The sequence below is a fragment of the Embleya sp. NPDC127516 genome (genome assembly GCF_044765325.1).
Taxonomy (GTDB): Bacteria; Actinomycetota; Actinomycetes; order Streptomycetales; family Streptomycetaceae; genus Embleya.
In genome coordinates, this window is sequence record NZ_JBIWJT010000005.1 from 165,574 (window position 1) to 186,809 (window position 21,236).

Genomic DNA, 21,236 nt, shown 5'->3' on the forward strand with positions numbered 1-21,236 from the left:
CGGTTTGGCCAGCCCGACCGCGTCCGTGCCCTTGGACTCGGCGGTGCTCATCGCTGCTCCTCCCCGTCCCGCTGCGCGGGGACCGTACCGTCCGACTCGCCCGCGGCCTCGGCATCCGAGGCGGCGACCATCTCGGCGGCCATCTCCGATCCCAGATAGGCCGCGACGACCTCGGGATTGCGCTGCACCTCGGCAGGCGAGCCGGAGGCGATCACCTTGCCGAAGTTGAGCACCGTGACCCGGTCCGCCACCGACATCACCAGGCGCATGTCGTGCTCGATCAAAAGCACGCTGATACCCAGCTCGCGGTTGATCCGGCGGATCAACACCTCCAGCTCGAGCTTCTCGGTCGGGTTCGTGCCCGCCGCCGGCTCGTCCAGGAGCAACACCTGCGGATCGGTGGCCAACGCGCGGGCGATCTCCAGGCTGCGCTGCTGCCCGTAGGACAACGACGCGGCCAACTCGTTGAGCAGCCCGTCCAGCCCCACGAAGTGCAACAGCTCCAGCGCCCGCTTGTCGCTCTCGCGATCCTCGCGCCGCGCGTTCGGCAGCCCCAGCATGATCGACACCGGGCCGGCCTTCTGCCGGGTCTCCGCCGCGATCTTCACGTTCTCCAGCGCGGTCAGCGCGCCGAACAGGCGAATGTTCTGGAACGTGCGGGCCACCCCGAGCCGGTTCACCAGGTGCGGCTTGCGCCCCTTGAGCGAATGCTCGGCACCCGCCCGGTCGCGCAGCACGATGCTGCCTTCCTGCGGGACGTACATCCCGGTGAGCGAGTTGAACAACGACGTCTTGCCCGCGCCGTTGGGACCGATCACCGCGAGAATCTCGCCGCGGTGCAGGTCCAACGCCACATCGGACAGACCCACCAGGCCACCGAAGCGCAGCGTCACACCGCGCACCCGCATGACCTGATCGGCGGGATCCACCCGCGGCCCGTCGTCCGCCTTCGTCGTGGTGATGCTCACGTCATCCTCCCGCCGGCCGGCTCCGACATCGCGTCCGCGTCGCCGAGACCCGCCTTGGCCATGCTCAACTCGCGCTTGCGCCGAACCGAGGGAATCAGGCCCTGCGGGCGGTAGATCATCATGATGATCAACAGCGCGCCCAGGTACATGAATCGGTCGTTCGGGTTGACCCAGTCCTTCATGTACTGCGGCAACCAGGCCAGGAACGCCGTCCCGATGATCACGCCCCACAGCGAGCCCATGCCACCGAAGATGACGTAGGCCACCACCAGCACCGAGAACAGCAGCAGGAAGCTCTCCGGACTGATGAACCGAGCCTTGCTCGCGTACGCGACACCGGCGATGCCGGAGGTCGACGCGCCGATCGCGAACGCCATCAACTTGAACTTCACCGTCGGCACACCGGTCGCCGACGCCGCCACCTCGTCCTCGCGGATCGCGGTCCAGGCCCGACCCACCCGGGAGTGCTCCAACCGCAGGAACGCGATGATCAGGATCGTGGCGATGCCGATCAGCAGGTACCAGTAGGGCACCGGGTCCAGTTCCCAGTCGTAGTCGATCGGACCGACGTGCACCCCGAAGTTCGAGATGCCCTGGACCCCGCGCGGACCGTTGGTGAAGTCGTCCGCGTTCTTGGCGATCAGATAGATGATCTCGTGGAAACCCAGCGTCACGATCGCCAGGTAGTCACCGCGCAGCCGCAACGTCGGCGCGCCGAGCAGCAACCCGGCCAGCAGACACGTGGCCACCGCCACCGGGATCACCAGGAACGCGTTCAGCGTGAACGGCGGATCCACCGGCATCGCGCCGGTCCAGTACGCCGTGCTGTACGCCCCGATCGCGAAGAACGCGATGAAGCCCAGGTCGAGCAGACCCGCCCAGCCGATCACCACGTTCAGGCCGATCGCGAGCAGGACGTAGATCGCCACCTCGTTGACCAGAACCTGGTTCCAGAAGGTGGACAACAGATTCGGCAGCAGGATCAGCAGGCCGATCACCACGGCCGAAAAGCCGATCCGGACCCAAACGATCCTGCGCAGGTTCGCCGACGTCGCCCGGGTCTGCGCGATCAAGCCCTTGACCGGTCCGGTCACCGGCGTGTGGAACCGGTCCAGCGGACCGACACTCGCGGCCAGATAGCGGTTGTACAGCGGCTTGGCGAACTCCAGGACCGCCCACAGCGCCACCGCGCCCAGGACCCACCACACCAGACGCATCGACCCGAGGGTCTTGTCCAGCGAGAAGAACACGTCCTCGCGGCTGCCCTGCGGACCACTCATCACGTCCAGCAGCACCGCCGCCGAGACGGTGCCCACCAGGCGACCGACCATCGGCTGCTGATACCAGCGCTTGCGCCGCAACTTGGCCAGCGCCGAACCCGTCGGCGCGAGATCCCTGTCCTCAGTCGTCGTGGTCACGCCGACCTCCCCAACCGCTCGCCCAGGATGCCGGTCGGCCGGAACATCAGCACCAGGACCAGCACCGCGAAGGCACTGACGTACCGCCACGACTCACCGAAGATCGGCGAAGAGAAGCTCTCCACGATGCCGAGCAGCATGCCGCCCATCATCGCGCCGCGAATGTTGCCGACCCCGCCCACGACCGCCGCGGCGAACGCGGTGATACCCGGCAGGAAGCCCATCGTGAACGACAACTGCAGATGCAGGCCGAACAGGAAGCCGGCGATACCGCCCATGAACCCGCCGATGATGAACGTCCGCGAGATCACCTTGTCGATGTCCACACCCATCAGGCCCGCCGTCTCGGCGTCCTGCGCCACCGCCCGGATACCCGAGCCCAGCTTGGTGCGGTTCACCAGGTAGTCCAGACCGACCATCATCAGCACCGCCGCACAAACGATGAGCAGCTGCAGGATGGTGACCTGGGTGCCGAAGACCGAGAAGACCTTCTTGTTCTCGAACACCGTCGGCAGTGCGCGCGAGTCGCGACCGAACAACTTCCCCGCAAGGTTCTGCAGGAAGTAGGAGGCCCCGATCGCGCTGATCAGGAACGCCAACCGAGGCGCGTTCCTGCGTCTGAGCGGTCTATACGCGACTTTTTCCAGCGTAAAGGCCGTGGCCGCGCCGGCGGTACCGGAAACGGCCAGACCGGCCGCGACCAACAACACCGACATGAACGTCGTCGGATTGCTGCTCGGGTCGATCCAGGTCAAGGCGAGAAGCGCCGAATAGGCGCCCACCATGAACACTTCACTGTGTGCGAAGTTGATGAGTTGCAGAACGCCATAGACCAGGGTATAGCCGATGGCGATCACCGCGTACAACGCACCGAGCATGATCCCTGGAATAAGGTAATCCAGGATTTCATCAGGTTGCATAAGGAAAGCTTCCTCAAGAAAACCGGACGGGCCCGGGTCTTCCCGAAAACTCCGGGAAGACCCGGGCCCGATCGTCAGGTAGCGCCGCCCGATCTATCGGGTCAGCCGCCCACGAGCTGGTCGATGTCGCCCATGTAGCCGATCTTGCCGCCCTTCACCTGGTAGATGAAGGTCGTCGCGCCGTCGAATTCACCGTTCGGCAGGAACTTGAAGGTCTTGGTCAGACCCTTGTACGAGGCACCCTTGAGCTTGGTCAGCATCGCCTCGCGGGTGATCTTCTCCGCGCCGAAGGACTTCATCTGCTCGATCACCAGGTTGGCGATGTCGAACGACTCCGCCGAGTAGGTGCTCGGGTTCGTGTTGAAGCGCTTCTTGTAGTCGTCCGTGAACTGCTTCGTGGCCGCCTCGACGTTCGCGTCGGCGCACGGGCAGGTCAGGAACCAGTCGTTCGCGGCGTCCCCGGCGAGCGAGACGAACTGCGAGTCGTTGGTGCCGTCACCGGAGAACTTGGGACCGGTGAACCCGGCCTCCTTGAGCTTCTTGGCGAACGGCGCGCCGTCCTGGTAGTAGCCCGCGTAGATCATGGCGTCCGCGCCGGAGTTCTTGATCTTCGTGGAGATCGGACCGTAGTCCGGGGTCGCCTTCGGCACGCTGTCCGAGACGACCTGGACGCCGGCCTTGGTCAGCTCGTCCTTGGCGACCTTCGACAGACCCACGCCGTACTCGGTCTTGTCGTCGACGACGAAGACCTTTTTGACCTGAAGCTTCTTCGACAGGTACTTCGCCATCCCGCCGCCCTGGGCGTTGTCGTTCGGCGCCCCGCGCAGGAACGCGGTGAAATTGTTCTCCGCGTTCGTCAGGGACGGGTTGGTCGCCGACGGGGACACCGTGGCGAGCTTCGCCTTGGCGTAGTTCGGCGACGCGGCCTTGGTGGGGCCGGAGAAGGCGGGGCCGACGACGGCAACAACGTTGTTGTCGTCGATCAGCTTTTGCGCCGCGGAGACCGACTTCGTCTCCGACGCCTCGTCGTCCGAGGTCTTGAACTTGAGCGTGAAGGGAAGATCGCCCTTCGCGTTGGCCTGCTCGACGGCGAGACGTGCGCCGTTCTCTTCGTTGATGCCAAGCTGGGCATTCTCCCCCGAGAGCCCCGCTTGGAAACCTATGGTCCAGGTCGGCTTGTTACCACCACCGGGGGCGGTGCTGCCGCCTTCCTTCTTCTTGTCGTCATCGTCACTGCCGCACGCGGAAAGCACGAGTGCCGCTGCCGCGATGGGCAGCGCGATTTTGATCACGCGTCGCTTGAGCACAGCAAACCCCAACCCCTTGTAGAAAAAGTTCGGAGCCCGCATCGGGGCGCCTTCACAAACCGCGATGAACATGCGGTGCCCGGAATGTAGTCCGGCGGGAAGGGCAGCGGCAGTCCGCCGACTGAGATGTGATGCGCCCGTAACCAGAAGTAATCCAAAAGAAACAGTGAATTAAATCTATCGATCCAAAGTGATCAAATATGATCATCCGATGCCGGGAAAACGACGAACCCGCCCGATTTGACCGCAATCGGGCGGGTTCGTGGGAGATTGGGGGAGGCTGGGTCAGTCGGCGACGTCGCCTCCGGACACCACGACCTCGGCCACCGTGCGCATCGACATCCGACGGTCCATCGAGGCCTTCTGGATCCAGCGGAACGCCTCGGGCTCGGACATCCCGTACTTCTCCTGCAACACACTCTTGGCACGATCGACCAGCTTGCGCGTCTCCAGCCGCTGGGTGAGGTCGCCGACCTCACGCTCCAGGGCGGCCAGTTCGGTGTAGCGCGAGACGGCCATCTCGATCGCCGGGACGAGGTCGCCCTTGGTGAACGGCTTGACCAGATACGCCATCGCACCGGCGTCCCGGGCCCGCTCCACCAGCTCGCGCTGGGAGAAGGCGGTCAACATCAGCACGGGGGCGAGGCGGGCCTTCGCGATCTGCTCTGCAGCCGAGATGCCATCGAGTATCGGCATCTTCACGTCCAGGATGACCAGGTCGGGCCGGCACTCGTGGACCAGCTCCACGGCCCGCTGGCCGTCTCCGGCCTCACCGACGACGTGGTACCCCTCTTCCTCCAACATCTCTTTCAGATCGAGCCGGATCAGCGCCTCGTCCTCGGCAATGACGACACGGGCGCGGTGGCTGTCCTGCGATGCGGCGGGCGGCTGCGTGGCGGCGGTCACGTCGCTCCTCGATCAGGGAAATGGTGCGGACACGAGGGTACCGAGAGGCGGTATGGTGTTCCTCGTGCAGGGGGCGACCTCGTTTGATACGAGGCGTTCCCAGGTCAGCGCCCCGGTAGCCCAATTGGCAGCAGGCAATGGATTCAAAACCCATACAGTGTCGGTTCGAGTCCGACTCGGGGCACCAACTAGTCCGATCGAGTGAATCGCACTCGAACATCTGAACTAGCGAGTGGCTGCGGCACACCGTGGTTCCATGCATGACCCCGATCTCCGTCGCCAGGCAATCACTCTGCTGCGGGCAGGCGTCTCCAATGCCGACGTGGCTCGCAGGCTGCGTATCCCGCCAGGGACCGTGGGCTCTTGGCTACACACGGAGCGTTTTCGTCACGGCGACCTCCCTGTACGACGCCGGGCCCTTTGCTTCCGTTGTCTGGAACTCGACGTCGATCGCCCGGCATACGCCTACCTGCTCGGCCTCTATCTCGGCGACGGCCACATCGTGGCCGGCCCCCGCGCGTACAGCCTCAGAATCTCCTGCGCCAACGCGTGGCTGGGCCTGATGCGGGAATGCGCCGATGCCATTGCGCGCGTCCTCCCGGGCTCCGCGTCGAACTTCGTACCCCGCCGAGGGTGTACAGACATCAAGCGCTACTCACAACACTGGCCATGCCTGTTCCCCCAGCACGGCCCCGGCCGCAAGCACGAGCGGTCGATCGTCCTCGAATCCTGGCAACAGAACATCGTCCGAGCCGAGCCCTGGGCCCTCGTGCGCGGCCTCATCCACTCCGACGGCTGTCGGAACATGAACTGGACCACCCGCATGGTCGCCGGCGAGCGCAAGCGCTACGAGTACCCGCGCTACCTGTTCACCAACGAGTCCACGGACATCATGCGCATCCTCACGACCACGCTGGACCAACTCGGTGTCGAGTGGAGGTTCGCCCGGCGCAACAACCTTTCGGTCGCCCGCCGTGCCTCCGTCGCACTCATGGACGAACACGTCGGCCCCAAGTACTGACGGCCCGTCACCCAGTGGGTGACGGGCCGTCGGTACTACGACAGGGTCCTACTCGTTGGGCAGATCCCCTATGTGGTGCAGGCGGATCAGGTTGGTCGATCCGGGAACGCCGGGCGGGGAGCCGGCCGTGATCACGACCAGGTCGCCCTTCTTGCAGCGGCCGATCGCGAGCAGTGCCGCGTCCACCTGACGAACCATCTCGTCGGTGTGGCTACACAGCGGCCCGAGGAAGGTCTCCAGGCCCCACGTGAGCGCCAGGCGGCTGCGCACCGCCGGCTCCGGGGTGAAGGCCAGCATCGGGATCATCGAGCGGTACCGGGACAACCGGCGGCCCGTGTCACCGCTCTGGGTGAACGCCACCAGGTACTTGGCGTCCAGTCGTTCGGCGATCTCGATCGCGGCCTTCGCGATCACGCCGCCCTGGGTGCGCGGACCGGCCAGACCGCGGATCTCCTCCTGCATCGCGGAGGAGTCCTCGGCCGCGACCACGATCCGCGCCATGGTCTTGACGGTCTCGATCGGATACTTGCCGACCGAGGTCTCGCCCGACAGCATGACCGCGTCCGTGCCGTCCAGGACGGCGTTGGCGACGTCGGACGCCTCCGCCCGGGTGGGGCGCGAGGCGCTGATCATCGAGTCGAGCATCTGGGTGGCGACGATGACGGGCTTGGCGTTGGCCCGGGCCAGTGTGATCGCGCGCTTCTGCACGATCGGCACGGCCTCCAGCGGCATTTCGACGCCGAGGTCGCCGCGGGCGACCATGATGGCGTCGAAGGCGTGGACGATCTCCTCGAGGTTGTCCACCGCCTGTGGCTTCTCGATCTTCGCGATCACCGGGAGTCGGACGCCGACCTCGTCCATGATCTTGTGGACGTCCTCGATGTCCTTCGCGGCGCGCACGAAGGACAGCGCGATCATGTCCGCACCGAGGTTGAGGCCCCACTTGAGGTCCTCGATGTCCTTCTCGGACAGCGCGGGCACGCTCACGGCCACACCGGGGAGGTTGAGCCCCTTGTGGTCGGAGACCATGCCGCCCTCGATGACGATCGTGTGCACGCGCGGGCCCTCGACGTCGACGACCTCCAGGGTGACCCGGCCGTCGTCGATGAGGATCCGCTCGCCCTTGGTGACGTCGGCGGTCAGCCCCTTGTAGGTGGTGCCGACCTCGTGCTTGTCGCCGGGGACGTCCTCGGTCGTGATCGTGAACTCGTCGCCGCGCTCCAGGAGCACGGGGCCTTCGGCGAAGGTCTCCAGGCGGATCTTGGGGCCTTGGAGGTCGACGAGGATGCCGACGCTGCGACCGGATTCGTCGGATGCCCGACGGACGCGGTGATAGCGCTCCTCGTGCTCGGCGTACGCGCCGTGGCTGAGGTTGAAGCGGGCTACATCCATGCCTGCGTCGACCAGCGTGCGGATCTGTTCATACGAATTGGTGGCAGGGCCCAGGGTGCAGACAATTTTGGCTCGACGCATGGTCAGAGCCTAGTTCCTACCGCCCGGTAAGCCGTACCCGCGTCCGGTATATGGCGCTTTTCCAACATGCGGAAAGGGCGTCGCAACGGCGACGCCCTTTCCTGTTCACGCGACTTTCGTCACATATTCAAACTCGTACCGCGCGATCACACCGCGTCACGCCGGGTCGGTGCGGATCCGCACGGATCCGCACCGGATCCGCGCCCGATCACACCGTGAGCGGCCGATCGGTGGGCCGGATCGGCGTCGGCAGGTTGGTGCCGCCGGTCAGCCACGCGTCCACCGCGGCCGCGCACGAGCGGCCCTCGGCGATCGCCCAGACGATCAGCGACTGTCCGCGCCCGGCGTCGCCGGCCACGAACACGCCGTCCACGTTGGTCGCGAAGCTCTCGTCGCGTGCCACGTTGCCGCGCTCGTCCAGGGCGAGTCCGAGCTGTTCGACCAGCCCGTTGGAGCGGTCGGTCCCGGTGAAGCCCATCGCCAGGAACACGAAGTCCGCCGGGATCTCCCGCTCGCTGCCGGGTACCGGCACGAAGCGGCCGTCCTTGAACTCGACCTCGACCAGCTTGAGCGCCTTGACCCGGCCGTCCTCGCCGGCCACGAACTCCTGGGTGTTGACCGCGTACACACGCTCGCCACCCTCCTCGTGCGCGCTGGCCACCCGGTAGGTCATCGGGTACGTCGGCCACGGCTGCGCGGCGGGCCGCTCCTCCGAGGGCCGGGGCATGATCTCGAGCTGGGTGACCGAGGCCGCGCCCTGGCGGTGCGCGGTGCCCAGGCAGTCGGCACCGGTGTCGCCGCCGCCGATGATCACCACGTGCTTGCCGGCCACGTCGATCGGCGAGGCGACCAGGTCGCCTTCCTGCACCTTGTTGGCGAACGGCAGGTATTCCATCGCCTGGTGCACACCGCCGAGTTCGCGCCCGGGGATGGGCAGGTCACGTGCGGCGGTGGCGCCGGCGGCGATCACCACAGAGTCGTAGCGCCGGCGCAGCTTGGCCGCGTCCAGGTCGGTGCCGATCTGCATGCCGGTGTAGAACTTGGTGCCTTCCGCGCGCATCTGCTCGATGCGCCGGTTGATGTGCCGCTTCTCCATCTTGAACTCGGGGATGCCGTAGCGCAGCAGTCCGCCGATCCGGTCGGCCCGCTCGTACACGGCGACGGTGTGGCCGGCCCGGGTGAGTTGTTGGGCGACGGCGAGGCCGGCGGGGCCGGAGCCGATCACCGCGACGGTCTTGCCGGAGAGCCGGTCGGGCGGTTGCGGGGCGACGTTGTTGTCGTCCCAGGCCCGGTCGATGATCGAGACCTCGACGTTCTTGATGGTGACCGGGGGCTGGTTGATGCCGAGTACGCAGGCGGCCTCGCACGGGGCGGGGCACAGTCGGCCGGTGAACTCGGGGAAGTTGTTGGTCGCGTGCAGTCGTTCGCTCGCGGCCTGCCAGTCGTCGCGCCAGACCAGGTCGTTCCACTCGGGGATGATGTTCCCCAGCGGGCAGCCGTTGTGGCAGAACGGGATGCCGCAGTCCATGCAGCGGCCGGCCTGTTCGGTGATGATCGGGAGCAGTGTGCGCTCCTCGTACACCTCCTTCCAGTCCCGGATGCGCACGTCGACGGGGCGACGCTTGCCGAGCTCTTGGGGCGTGGTCAAAAAGCCCTTCGGGTCAGCCATGAACCGCCTCCATCATCTTCTGGACGATCTCGGTCTCGGTGAGACCGGCTCGCTCGGCGGCGTCCTTGGCGGCGAGCACTGCCTTGTAGTCCCTGGGCAGGATCTTGGTGAAGCGCCGGGAGGCGGCGTCCCAGTCGGAGAGCAGGGTCTCGGCGACGGCCGAGCCGGTCTCCTCGTGGTGCCGGCGCACAACGTCGTGCAGTTCGGCGCTGTCGAGGGCGTCGAGTTCCTCGACGCCGACGAGTTCGGTGTTGATGTTGTTCGGGTCGGCGTCGAGCAGGTAGGCGACGCCTCCGGACATGCCGGCGGCGAAGTTGCGGCCGGTGCGGCCGAGGACGACGGCCCGGCCTCCGGTCATGTATTCGCAGCCGTGGTCGCCGACGCCTTCGACGACGGCGGTGGCGCCGGAGTTGCGTACGCAGAAGCGTTCGCCGACGACGCCGCGCAGGTAGATCTCGCCGCCGGTGGCGCCGTAGCCGATGACGTTGCCGGCGATGATGTTGTCCTCGGCGGCGAAGCCGGCGGAGCGGTGCGGGCGGACGGTGATCCGGCCGCCGGACAGGCCCTTGCCGACGTAGTCGTTGCCGTCGCCTTCGAGGCGCAGGGTGATGCCCTTGGGCAGGAAAGCGCCGAAGGATTGGCCGGCGGAGCCGGTGAGGGTGATGTCGATGGTGTCGTCGGGCAGGCCGGCGCCGCGGTAGCGCTTGGTGACCTCGTGGCCGAGCATCGTGCCGACGGTGCGGTTGGTGTTTTGCACCGGGAGGTTGATGACGACCCGCTCGCCGTTCTGCAGCGCGTCGGCGCTGAGTTGGATGAGTTGGTTGTCCAGGGCCTTGGCCAGTCCGTGGTCCTGCGGGCTGGTGTGGTGCAGGGCCGTGCCCTCGGCGAGCGCGGGCACGTGGAAGAGCGGCGCGAGGTCGAGGCCTTCGGTCTTCCAGTGTCGGATCGCCGCGCTGGTGTCGAGGAGTTCGGCGTGGCCGACGGCCTCTTCCAGGGTGCGGAAGCCGAGTTCGGCGAGCAGTTCGCGGACTTCTTCGGCGATGAACTCGAAGAAGTTGACGACGTGGTCGGCTTGGCCGTTGTACCGCTCGCGCAGCACGGGGTTTTGTGTGGCGACGCCCACGGGGCAGGTGTCGAGGTGGCAGACGCGCATCATCACGCAGCCGGAGACGACGAGGGGCGCGGTGGCGAAGCCGTATTCCTCGGCGCCGAGCAGGGCGGCGACCAGCACGTCGCGGCCGGTCTTGAGCTGGCCGTCGGTCTGCACGACGATGCGGTCGCGCAGGCCGTTGAGCAGCAGTGTCTGCTGGGTTTCGGCGAGGCCGAGTTCCCAGGGGCCGCCGGCGTGCTTGAGCGAGGTGAGCGGGGAGGCGCCGGTGCCGCCGTCGTGGCCGGAGATGAGCACCACGTCGGCGTGTGCCTTGGACACGCCGGCCGCGACCGTGCCGACGCCGACTTCGGCGACCAGCTTCACGTGCACCCGAGCCGCCGGGTTGGCGTTCTTGAGGTCGTGGATGAGCTGGGCGAGGTCTTCGATCGAGTAGATGTCGTGGTGCGGCGGCGGCGAGATGAGGCCGACGCCGGGGGTGGAGTGTCGGGTGCGGGCGACCCACGGGTAGACCTTGTGGCCGGGCAGTTGGCCGCCTTCGCCGGGCTTGGCGCCCTGGGCCATCTTGATCTGGATGTCGTCGGCGTTGACCAGGTATTCGCTGGTGACGCCGAAGCGTCCGGAGGCGACCTGCTTGATCGCCGAGCGCCGCTGGGGGTCGTACAGCCGCTCGGGGTCCTCGCCGCCTTCACCGGTGTTGGACTTGCCGCCGAGCCGGTTCATCGCGATGGCCAGCGTCTGGTGCGCTTCCATCGAGATGGAGCCGTAGGACATGGCGCCGGTGGAGAAGCGCTTGACGATCTCGGAGATCGGCTCGACCTCGTCGATCGGGATCGACTCGCGGGCGCCGGTCTTGAACGCGAACAGGCCGCGCAGCGTCATCAGCCGCTTGGACTGCTCGTCCACGCGCTCGGTGTACTTCTTGAAGATGTCGTAGCGCCGGGTGCGGGTGGAGTGCTGGAGGCGGAAGACCGTTTCGGGGTCGAACAGGTGCGGTTCGCCTTCGCGGCGCCACTGGTACTCGCCCCCGATCTCCAGTCGGCGGTGCGAGGGGGCGATGCCGGTGGGCGGGTAGGCCTTGGCGTGCCGGCGGGCGACCTCCTCGGCGACGACGTCCAGGCCGATGCCGCCGAGCTTGCTGGTGGTGCCGGTGAAGTATTCGGCGACGAAGTCGGCGGCGAGGCCGACGGCTTCGAACACCTGGGCGCCGCGGTAGGAGGCGACGGTGGAGATGCCCATCTTGGACATCACCTTCAGCACGCCCTTGCCGAGTGCCTTGATCAGGTTGCGGATCGCCTGTTCGGGGGCGATGTCGCCGAGGAAGACGCCGTCGCGGACCAGGTCCTCGACGGATTCCATCGCGAGGTAGGGGTTGACGGCGGCGGCGCCGTAGCCGATGAGCAGCGCGATGTGGTGCACCTCGCGCACGTCGCCGGCTTCGACGATCAGGCCGACCTGGGTGCGGGTCTTGGTGCGGATCAGGTGGTGGTGTACGGCGGAGGTGAGCAGCAGCGAGGGGATCGGCGCGTGCTCGGCGTCCGAATGGCGGTCGGAGAGGACCACGATGCGGGCACCGTCGGCGATCGCGCCGGTGGTCTCGGCGCGGATCTCCTCGAGGCGCTTGGCCAGTGCCGCGCCGCCGCCGTCGACGGGGTAGAGCCCGGAGATGGTGACGGCCTTCAGGCCGGGCTGGTCGCCGTCGAGGTTGATGTGGATCAGCTTGGCGAGTTCGTCGTTGTCGAGCACCGGGAAGGGCAGGACGACGTTGCGGCAGTCGGCGGGCTGGGCGTCGAGCAGGTTGCCCTCGGGGCCGACGAAGCTGCCCAGCGAGGTGACCAGTTCCTCGCGGATGGCGTCCAGCGGCGGGTTGGTGACCTGCGCGAAGAGCTGGACGAAGTAGTCGAAGAGCAGTCGCGGCTTGGCGGACAGCGCGGCGATCGGGCTGTCGGTGCCCATCGAGCCGAGCGGTTCGCCGCCGGAGCGGGCCATCGGCGCCAGGATGACGCGCAGTTCTTCCTCGGTGTAGCCGAAGGTCTGCTGGCGGCGCGAGACGGAGGCGTGCGTGTGCACGACGTGTTCGCGCTCGGGCAGGTCCTCGAGGTTGATCAGGCCCGCGTGCAGCCATTCCTGGTAGGGGTGTTCGGCGGCGAGCGCGGTCTTGATCTCGTCGTCCTCGACGATCCGCCGGGCCTGGGTGTCCACGAGGAACATCCGGCCGGGCTGGAGCCGGCCCTTGCGCACGATCCGCGCCGGGTCGATGTCCAGGACGCCGACCTCGGAGGAGAGCACGACCAGGCCGTCGTCGGTGACCCAGTAGCGCGAGGGTCGCAGGCCGTTGCGGTCCAGGACCGCGCCGATCAGGGTGCCGTCGGTGAAGGTGACGCAGGCCGGGCCGTCCCACGGTTCCATCACGGTGGCGTGGAACTTGTAGAAGGCGCGCCGGGCGGCGTCCATCGTGGCGTGGTTCTCCCACGCCTCGGGGATCATCATCAGCACGGCGTGCGGGAGCGGCCGACCGCCCAGGTGGAGCAGTTCCAGCACCTCGTCGAAGGACGCGGAGTCGGACGCCTCGGGGGTGCAGATCGGGTACAGCCGGCTCAGGTCGCCGGGGATCAGGTCGGTGGCGAGCATCGACTCGCGCGCGGCCATCCAGTTGCGGTTGCCCTTGACGGTGTTGATCTCGCCGTTGTGCGCGATGAAGCGGTACGGGTGGGCGAGCGGCCAGGCCGGGAAGGTGTTGGTGGAGAACCGCGAGTGCACGAGGCCGATCGCGGATGCCAGGCGCCGGTCGGACAGGTCCGGGAAGAACGGCTCCAGTTGCCCGGTGGTGAGCATGCCCTTGTAGACGAGGGTGCGCGCGGAGAGCGAGGCGAAGTAGACGTCGACCTCGCGCTCGGCGCGCTTGCGCAGCGCGAACGCGAGCCGGTCCAGGGCGATCCCGGTGACGGTGTCGTCGACGCCGGCCACGAACAGTTGGGCGAAGCGCGGCATGGTCTCGGCGGCCATGGTGCCGACCAGGCCGGGCGTGGTGGGCACCTCGCGCCAGCCGAGCACGCGCAGGTTCTCCTCGGCGGCGATGCGCTCGATGGAGGACTTGGCGCGGCCGGCGTGCACGTCGTCGTCGGGCAGGAAGGCGATGCCGACCGCGTAGCCGCCGGCGGCGGGCAGGTCGAAGCCCGCGCTCTCGCGCAGGAAGGCGTCCGGGACCTGGATGAGGATGCCCGCGCCGTCGCCGGTGTCGGCCTCGGCGCCGGTGGCGCCCCGGTGCTCCATGTTCCGCAGGACGGTCAGGGCCTGGTCGACGATGTCGTGGCTGGGCTCGCCGGTGAGCGTGGCCACGAATCCGACACCACAGGCGTCGTGCTCGTTACGGGGGTCGTACAACCCCTGTGCCGCGGGAATCGCGGAGAAGAGGGGGCCCGGAGTTGCGGGCATGGCAGGAGGCATGGGCGCTCCCGTCGTCGTCGTGGCGTGTGGTGCGCAACAGGGACGACGTTGGCCCTCTGCGATTTCGTGCAGGTTACACGATCAGTACGTGTATCCGGAACCCGGGACAAACCCGTCTCACCATGCGGTCTCCAGGGTGATCCGGCCGGGCTGTCGAGCGCTGCGCCGCGCCGGTCGCCTTGGCATATCAGCTGGCTCATTCCCGACCATCCCGACACCGAAACTGGGTGTCCGACCCGTGGAATCGGTCGTTTCCGGGTGAGGTCGCCGGGCTACGGCCGTGTTACGTATGCCTCACCCGTCACACCTGTCGGCCGATCAGCAGGCCGAGCAGGTAGGTCAGTCCGCCGGCGGCGGCGCCCAGCACCAACTGGCGGGTCCCGCCGAACCACCACGGCCGGGCGGTGACCCGGGAGACCGCGGCGCCCGCGCCGAACAGGCCGAGCGCGGTGAGCAGCAGGGCGGGGGTGAGCGTGGTCGCGCCGAGCAGGTACGGCAGCAGGGGCAGCAGCGCGCCGATCGCGAAGAAGGCGAACGAGGAGCCGGCCGCGAGCCACGGCGAGGGCAGGTCGTGCGGGTCCACGCCGAGTTCCTCGCGGGCGTGGATCTCCAGGGCCAGCTCGGGGTCGCGGGAGAGTTGGCGGGCGACCTCGACGGCCAGGTCCTCGTCCAGGCCCCGGGCGATGTACAGCTCGGCGAGTTCGCGTTGTTCGGCCTCGGGGCTGCGGCACAGTTCGCGGCGTTCCACCTCGACCTCGGCGCGGGCCAGTTCACCCTGGGAGGCGACCGAGGTGTACTCCCCCGCCGCCATCGAGAAGGCGCCGCCGGCCAGGCCGGCCAGGCCGGTGATCACGACGGTCTTGGGCGTGGCGTCGCTGCCGACGACGCCGGCGATCAGCGCGAAGTTGGAGACCAGGCCGTCCATCGCGCCGAACACGGCCGGGCGCAGCCAGCCGCCGCCGATGTCGCGGTGGGTGTGGTCTATGCCGTCCTGGTGTCCGAGGGCCGGGGCACCCGTGCTGTCGGCGGCTGTGTCGGTGGTCTTCAAGGTCGTTCGGCCCTCTCGTCACGCTGGGGCGACGACGCTACCGTTTCGGCCGGACCCGCCGCCGGCCAGGAAAGGCTGTCCGAACCCGGAGAGGCTGCCCGAACCCGCAGGTGGAAGCGGGTCGGGGCAGCCTCGGGTAGAGCGGGGTCAGCCCTTGTCGGCGGGCTTGCGCACGACCGATGCGGCGGGCTCGGCATCCGTGTCCGCGCCGGGGTCGGCGTCGGTCGCGGCCTCGGCCGGCCCACCGGGTTCGTGGTCGGCGCTCTCGGCATCCTTCACGAGCTTCACGGGCTTCGTGGCTTTCGCGTCCGCCGCGTCCTCGGTGCCCCCGGTGTCCTCGGTCGCCTTCGCCTTCTCGGCCTTCTCGGCCCCGTCGGCGTCCTCGTCCTCAGCGTCCTCGTCCATCCCGCGGTCGTGCCCGCGCAGCGTGGCCGGGTCCTCGCGGCCGGGGTGCTTGCGCGCCGAGATCCAGATGTAGGCGAGCGCGCCGGCGAACACGACGATCGAGGTCCAGTTGTTCAGGCGCATGCCCAGCACGTGCTCGGCGTCGTCCACGCGCATGTACTCGATCCAGAACCGGCCCACCGTGTAGCCCGCGACGTAGAGCGCGAAGGCGCGGCCGTGGCCCAGTTTGAACCGGCGGTCGGCCCAGATCACCAGCGCCGCGACGCCGACGCACCACAGCGACTCGTACAGGAACGTCGGGTGGAAGGTGCCGGCCTGGCCGGGGTCGATCACGTTGTGGTCGCCGTCGATCTTCACCGCCCACGGCACGTCGGTCTCGCGGCCGTAGAGCTCCTGGTTGAACCAGTTTCCCCAGCGGCCCACGGCCTGGGCGAGGACGATGCCGGGGGCGAGCGCGTCGGCCAGCGCGGGCAGCGGGATGCCCCGGCGGCGGCAGCCGATCCAGGCGCCCACCGCGCCGAGGGCGATCGCGCCCCAGATGCCGAGGCCGCCCTTCCACACGGCGAACGCCTGCATGGGGTCGCCGCCGTCGCCGAAGTACGGCCCCGGCGTGGTGATGACGTGGTAGATGCGGCCGCCGACGAGGCCGAAGGGCACCATCCACACGGCGATGTCGCCGACCGTGCCGGGGCGACCGCCGCGGGCGACCCAGCGTCGCTCGCCGAGCCAGATCGCGAGGACGACACCGAGGATGATGCACAGCGCGTAGCCGCGCAGCGGGATCGGACCGAGGTCGATCTGGCCGCGGGAGGGGCTGGGAATGAATGCGAGGTCCATGGCGGGTACGACGCTACCGGGTGTGGGGGCGAACGTGTGCGGGCGGGCACATGCGAACGGGCGCGACACCGGAAAATGTGGTGTCGCGCCCGTTCGATGTGCGACGGACGGTGACTACTTGATCGCTGCCAGGATCTGGGCGCGCACCTCGTCGGGGGTGGCCAGGCCGCGACCCTTGACGATCAGGTCGATGGTCTTGCCGTTGATGCCCGCGGTCGGGGTGCCGGTGACCGGGGTGTCGCCGATCTTGGCGTTCTGGAACGCGTCCTCGACCTTGTTGACCCAACCCGCGACGCTCAGGTCGTTGACGCAACTGTCGAAGGTCGGCGAGCGCAGGCCCTCGACCTTGCCCGCGAGGTCGAGCAGGTAGGAGCGGCTGCCGAACTTGTCGTCCAACTCGTCGGGCTGGTTCGCGAAGAGCGTGTCGTGGTACTGCGCGAACTTGCCCGCGGTCTGCGCGCAGCCGGCGGCGTTGGCCGCGTACTTGGAGCCGTTGCCGCCGAGTTTGCCGTCCAGGAAGGACGCGATGTGGTAGTCGATCTTGATGGTGCCGGCGTCGGCCATCTGTCGCAGGGTGGGGCCGAGGGCCTTCTCCACCTCGTGGCAGATCGGGCAGCGGAAGTCCTCGTACATGATCAACGAGGGGGCGTTGGGGTTGCTGCCCACCGAGATGCCCAGGCCGTCCGCGGACAGGTTGGCGGGGGCGCTGAACGGCTTGGCGAGCGCGTCCTTCCAGGGCCCCTTCTTCTTGTTGGTCTTGGACATGCCCACGACCACGCCGATGATGGCGACGACCGCGAGGACGGCCACCACGGCGCCGGCGATGACGATGACGCGCTTGCGCTTGTCGATCGCCTGTTGGCGCGCGCGCTCTTGGGCCATGCGCTCGCGCGCGGTGCGCTTGCCTTCGGAATTCTTCGAGCTCACGTGATCTCAGGGCCTTTCGGTTCCCGGGTTCCGGGGTTCGGGTTCGCGTCCCCGCGGTACTCGTCCGCGTCGGCGTTCCGCTCGTCCTCGTCCTGGTCCGGGTCCTCGTCGTCCGCGTGGTGGTCGAGGTAGGACTGCTCCTCGGGGAACAGCCAGGCGTCCGCGGACAGGCGGGTTCGGGGGAAGACGATCAGCCAGATCGCGAGCAGCATGAAGCCGCAGTCCCGCAGGATCTCCTCGAGGTACGCGGTCTTGTCCGGCTCGACCGGGCCGCCGCCGCCGAAGCAGCCGCAGTCGATCGCCAGGCCGCGGGCCCAGGCCTGGGCGATGCCCGCGATGAACACGAGCAGGAGCAGCGCGGACAAGGACGCGACCAGTCGGGTGCCGAGCCCGATCACCAGGAGCAGGGCCAGGCCCAGTTCCAGGTAGGGCAGGGCGTAGCCGACCGGCTCGACGAGGTTGTCGGGCAGTACGTCGTAGCCCCGGACCGCGTAGGCGGCCTGGTCGGGGTCGAGCGCCTTCTCCCAGCCGGCGTATGCCCAGACGAAGGCCAGGCCCAGTCTGGCGGCGAGGCCGATCCAGGGCGCGATCGCGCGCAGTTTCGCGGGCGGGCCGCCTGTGGCGGTGCCGTTCGCGCCGGCCGTCGTGGTCGTCACAGGGCCACCGGCTCGATCGTTTTGCTTCCCAAGGTCTGACCTCCGTCACGACAGGTGAGGTGCGGGGACCCCGGTCCGGTTCTCCCCCGCACCCCGGACCGGCACATGTCCTGTCTAACCGGCGGAAGGTGCTTGAGGTTCCTCTCCGAGCGCCGCCTTACCACTACCGGGGTTCTCCAGGCGTTGGTCGAGCAGTTCACGAAGGTTGTCGGGCGAACGCATGGCCGAGTTCCCGCTGTCGAGAATTTTTCCGTCCACCGCGATGGCGGGCGTGGCCGAGACGCCGGAGCTTTCGAACGCGGTTTCGGCGGCACTGACCCACGCGGCGTTGGCGTCGGTGTTCACGCACGTGTCGAACGCCTCGCCGCGCAGGCCCGGGACCTGGTCGGCGAGTTCGAGCAGTCGCGCGGCGGTGTAGCCGTCCTCGGATTCCTCGGGCTGGTTGGTGAACAGCACCATGTGGTAGGCGGCGAACTTGCCCGCGTCCACCGAGCAGCGGGCGGCGTTGGCGGCCTTGACGGAGCCGGTGCCGCCGAGTTTGCCGTCCAGGAAGGAGGCGATGTGGTAGTCGACCTTGATCTTCCCGGCCTCGGCGTAGTCGGCGAGCAGTGGGCCGAAGCCGGTCTCGAAGCGCTTGCAGAACGGGCAGCGGAAGTCCTCGAACACGGTGACCGTCACCGGCGCGGAGGCGCTGCCGACCCGGATGACGCCGTCGGGTCGCACGGCGGCGGGCAGCGTGGCCGGGTCGACGGCGCGGATCGCCGACTTGGGGCCGGTCGCCGAGTTGTTCTCGCCGGCGTCGTCCTTGTCGTCGTCGCCGGTGGTGAGCACGACGCCCAGGACCGCGGCCAGGACGGCGGCCACGAGCACGCCGACGACGGCCAGGATGACGGGTGTTCGATTGGTCCTGGGGTTGGCGCTCAACGCGGGTTCCTCCGATGCGGGTGGGGGCGGGCATGGCAACGGCCGCCGCGGGAGTGCTGCGGCGGCCGTCGTCCAGCCGGTTCACATTTTGGCGTGTTTTTACACGGGATGGATGATTTCCGAGGGTGTCAGCGGCGTACGCCCTCGGCGAGGTCGGCGGCGAGGGCGCGGACGGCGTCCAGGCCGGCCTGTTCGTCGGGCGCGTCCAGCAGGGCGCGCACGAACGCGGAGCCGACGATGACGCCGTCGGCGTAGGCGGCGACCTCGGCCGCCTGGGCGGCGGTGGAGACGCCCAGGCCGACACAGACCGGCAGGTCGGTGGTCTTGCGGGTGCGCGCGACCAGGTCGCCGGCCGCGGAACTCACCGAGGTCCGGGCGCCGGTGACGCCCATGACGGACGCGGCGTAGACGAAGCCGCCGCAGTGGCGGGTGGTGTAGGCGATGCGTTCGTCCGAGGAGGACAGCGCCACCAGGAAGATCCGGTCGAGGTGGTGCCGGTCGGTGGCGGCGATCCAGTCGTGCGCCTCGTCCGGGATCAGGTCGGGGGTGATCACCCCGCTGCCCCCGGCCGCGGCGAGTTCGCTCGCGAACCGCTCGACGCCGTAGCGTTCGATCGGGTTCCAGTACGACATCACCAGCGTCGCGGCGCCGGTCTCGGCGACGGCGCGCACGTTGTCGATCACGTGGTGGGTGTTGGTGCCGTGTGCGAGCGCGTGTTCGACGGCGCGCTGGATGACCGGGCCGTCCATCTGCGGGTCGCTGTAGGGCAGGCCGACCTCGATGATGTCGCACCCGCCCTCGACCATCGCGCGCATCGCGGCGGCGGAGCCCTCGACGGAGGGATAGCCCGCCGGGAGGTAGCCGACGAGTGCGGCGCGGTTCTCGGCGCGGGCGGCGGCCAGCACCTTCGTCAGCCTGGTGGTGGTGTCGGTGCCGGTCACGACTGCTCCGCTTCCGCGTCGAGGAGATCGAAGTACTTGGCGGCGGTGTGCATGTCCTTGTCGCCGCGCCCGGAGAGGTTGACCAGGATGGTGGCGTCCGGGCCGAGTTCGCGCCCGACCTCGATCGCGCCGGCCAGGGCGTGCGCGGACTCGATCGCCGGGATGATGCCCTCGGTGCGGCACAGCAGCCGGAACGCCTCCATCGCGGGGGCGTCGTCGATCGGCCGGTAGGTCGCCCGGCCGGTCTGGTGCAGCCACGCGTGCTCGGGCCCGACCGCCGGGTAGTCCAGGCCGGCCGAGATCGAGTGCGATTCCATGGTCTGCCCGTACTCGTCCTGGAGCAGGTAGGTGCGCGCGCCGTGCAGGACGCCGATCGAGCCGCCGGTGATCGAGGCGGCGTGCCGGCCGGTCTCCACGCCGTCGCCGCCCGCCTCGAAGCCGTACAGGCGCACGCCCTCGTCGGGGATGAACGCGTGGAAGGCGCCGATCGCGTTGGAGCCGCCGCCCACGCACGCGCAGACCGCGTCCGGCAGCTTGCCGGTCAGGTCGAGCACCTGCTGTCGGGCCTCCACCGAGATGACCTTGACGAAGTCGCGGACCATCGCCGGGAAGGGGTGGGCGCCGGCGGCGGTGCCGAGCAGGTAATGGGTGTTGTCGACGTTGGCGACCCAGTCGCGCAGCGCCTCGTTGATCGCGTCCTTGAGGGTGCGCGAGCCGATCGAAACCGGGATCACCTCGGCGCCGAGCACGCGCATCCGGGCCACGTTCAGCGCCTGGCGCTGGGTGTCGAGTTCGCCCATGTAGACGACGCAGTCGAGGCCGAGCAGCGCGCACGCGGTCGCGGTGGCCACGCCGTGCTGGCCGGCGCCGGTCTCGGCGATCACCCGGGTCTTGCCCATGCGCTTGGTCAGGATGGCCTGACCGAGCACGTTGTTGATCTTGTGCGAGCCGGTGTGGTTGAGGTCTTCGCGCTTGAGGATGATCCGCGCGCCGCCGGCGTGTTCGGCGAAGCGGGGCGCCTCGGTGATGATGCTCGGGCGCCCGGCGTAGTCGCGCAGCAGGCCGGCGAACTCGGCCTGGAACTCCGGGTCGTCCTTGGCCTTCTCGTAGGCGGCGGTCAGTTCGTCGAGGGCGGCGATCAGTGCCTCGGGCAGGAAACGCCCGCCGAAGACGCCGAAGTGGCCGGAGGGGTCCGGCTGTTGGGCAGTGCTGGACATGCGAGGTCCTTGTCGGTGTGGCATGCCGTGCGGACGGCACGTTG

At 68.6% G+C, this 21,236-nt stretch carries 16 protein-coding genes and 1 tRNA gene; 2 read left to right on the plus strand and 15 right to left on the minus strand.

Features of this window, described 5'->3' with window-relative positions:
* Positions 1 to 47: 47 nt before the first annotated feature.
* From ACIRL2_RS11400 to ACIRL2_RS11420, 5 genes are all read right to left on the minus strand, one after another.
* Positions 48 to 968 carry an ABC transporter ATP-binding protein gene (locus ACIRL2_RS11400; RefSeq protein ID WP_395862533.1) on the minus strand — a complete coding sequence of 307 codons (921 nt, stop codon included), beginning with the start codon at positions 966 to 968 and terminating at the stop codon, positions 48 to 50.
* Positions 965 to 2,386: a branched-chain amino acid ABC transporter permease gene (locus ACIRL2_RS11405; protein ID WP_395862531.1), complete on the minus strand. Its 1,422-nt coding sequence runs from the start codon at positions 2,384 to 2,386 to the stop codon at positions 965 to 967. Before ACIRL2_RS11405 ends, ACIRL2_RS11400 begins: the two co-directional genes overlap by 4 nt.
* On the minus strand, positions 2,383 to 3,306 hold the full coding sequence (locus ACIRL2_RS11410) for a branched-chain amino acid ABC transporter permease (RefSeq protein ID WP_391582582.1): 924 nt from the start codon (positions 3,304 to 3,306) through the stop codon (positions 2,383 to 2,385). Before ACIRL2_RS11410 ends, ACIRL2_RS11405 begins: the two co-directional genes overlap by 4 nt.
* A gap of 101 nt (positions 3,307 to 3,407) precedes the next feature.
* Complete coding sequence (locus ACIRL2_RS11415) at positions 3,408 to 4,613, minus strand: branched-chain amino acid ABC transporter substrate-binding protein (protein WP_395862529.1); 1,206 nt, start codon at positions 4,611 to 4,613, stop codon at positions 3,408 to 3,410.
* Between the two features lie 285 nt (positions 4,614 to 4,898).
* Positions 4,899 to 5,519, minus strand: a complete 621-nt coding sequence (locus ACIRL2_RS11420) for an ANTAR domain-containing response regulator (protein ID WP_395862527.1) — start codon at positions 5,517 to 5,519, stop codon at positions 4,899 to 4,901.
* Between the two features lie 109 nt (positions 5,520 to 5,628).
* Here ACIRL2_RS11420 and ACIRL2_RS11425 point away from each other — a divergent pair.
* Positions 5,629 to 5,706: transfer RNA gene (locus tag ACIRL2_RS11425), tRNA-Leu, on the plus strand.
* 69 nt (positions 5,707 to 5,775) lie between these two features.
* Entirely contained in the window at positions 5,776 to 6,540 is a 765-nt protein-coding gene (locus ACIRL2_RS11430) for a helix-turn-helix domain-containing protein (protein WP_402231706.1), read from the plus strand.
* A gap of 48 nt (positions 6,541 to 6,588) precedes the next feature.
* Here ACIRL2_RS11430 and pyk read toward each other — a convergent pair whose 3' ends face one another.
* The 10 genes from pyk to trpB form a co-directional block, all read right to left on the minus strand.
* Positions 6,589 to 8,013 carry a pyruvate kinase gene (gene pyk, locus ACIRL2_RS11435; protein ID WP_395862523.1) on the minus strand — a complete coding sequence of 475 codons (1,425 nt, stop codon included), beginning with the start codon at positions 8,011 to 8,013 and terminating at the stop codon, positions 6,589 to 6,591.
* A gap of 208 nt (positions 8,014 to 8,221) precedes the next feature.
* A complete protein-coding gene (locus ACIRL2_RS11440; protein WP_395862522.1) occupies positions 8,222 to 9,682 on the minus strand; it encodes a glutamate synthase subunit beta in 1,461 nt (486 codons plus the stop codon).
* A complete protein-coding gene (gltB, locus tag ACIRL2_RS11445; RefSeq protein WP_402231709.1) occupies positions 9,675 to 14,225 on the minus strand; it encodes a glutamate synthase large subunit in 4,551 nt (1,516 codons plus the stop codon). The genes ACIRL2_RS11440 and gltB overlap by 8 nt, the downstream gene beginning before the upstream one ends.
* 313 nt (positions 14,226 to 14,538) lie before the next feature.
* Positions 14,539 to 15,285: a VIT1/CCC1 transporter family protein gene (locus tag ACIRL2_RS11450; protein WP_402231711.1), complete on the minus strand. Its 747-nt coding sequence runs from the start codon at positions 15,283 to 15,285 to the stop codon at positions 14,539 to 14,541.
* Positions 15,286 to 15,432: 147 nt separating this feature from the next.
* Complete coding sequence (gene lgt, locus ACIRL2_RS11455) at positions 15,433 to 16,527, minus strand: prolipoprotein diacylglyceryl transferase (protein WP_395862518.1); 1,095 nt, start codon at positions 16,525 to 16,527, stop codon at positions 15,433 to 15,435.
* A gap of 114 nt (positions 16,528 to 16,641) precedes the next feature.
* Positions 16,642 to 17,454: a DsbA family protein gene (locus ACIRL2_RS11460; protein WP_395862516.1), complete on the minus strand. Its 813-nt coding sequence runs from the start codon at positions 17,452 to 17,454 to the stop codon at positions 16,642 to 16,644.
* On the minus strand, positions 17,451 to 18,110 hold the full coding sequence (locus ACIRL2_RS11465) for a MauE/DoxX family redox-associated membrane protein (RefSeq protein ID WP_402231713.1): 660 nt from the start codon (positions 18,108 to 18,110) through the stop codon (positions 17,451 to 17,453). The genes ACIRL2_RS11460 and ACIRL2_RS11465 overlap by 4 nt, the downstream gene beginning before the upstream one ends.
* Before the next feature lie 114 nt (positions 18,111 to 18,224).
* Positions 18,225 to 19,034, minus strand: coding sequence for a DsbA family protein (locus ACIRL2_RS11470; RefSeq protein WP_402231715.1), 810 nt, complete (start codon positions 19,032 to 19,034; stop codon positions 18,225 to 18,227).
* Positions 19,035 to 19,162: 128 nt separating this feature from the next.
* Entirely contained in the window at positions 19,163 to 19,975 is an 813-nt protein-coding gene (gene trpA, locus ACIRL2_RS11475; RefSeq protein ID WP_395862510.1) for a tryptophan synthase subunit alpha, read from the minus strand.
* Complete coding sequence (gene trpB / locus ACIRL2_RS11480) at positions 19,972 to 21,192, minus strand: tryptophan synthase subunit beta (RefSeq protein ID WP_395862509.1); 1,221 nt, start codon at positions 21,190 to 21,192, stop codon at positions 19,972 to 19,974. The genes trpA and trpB overlap by 4 nt, the downstream gene beginning before the upstream one ends.
* Between the last annotated feature and the right edge of the window lie 44 nt (positions 21,193 to 21,236).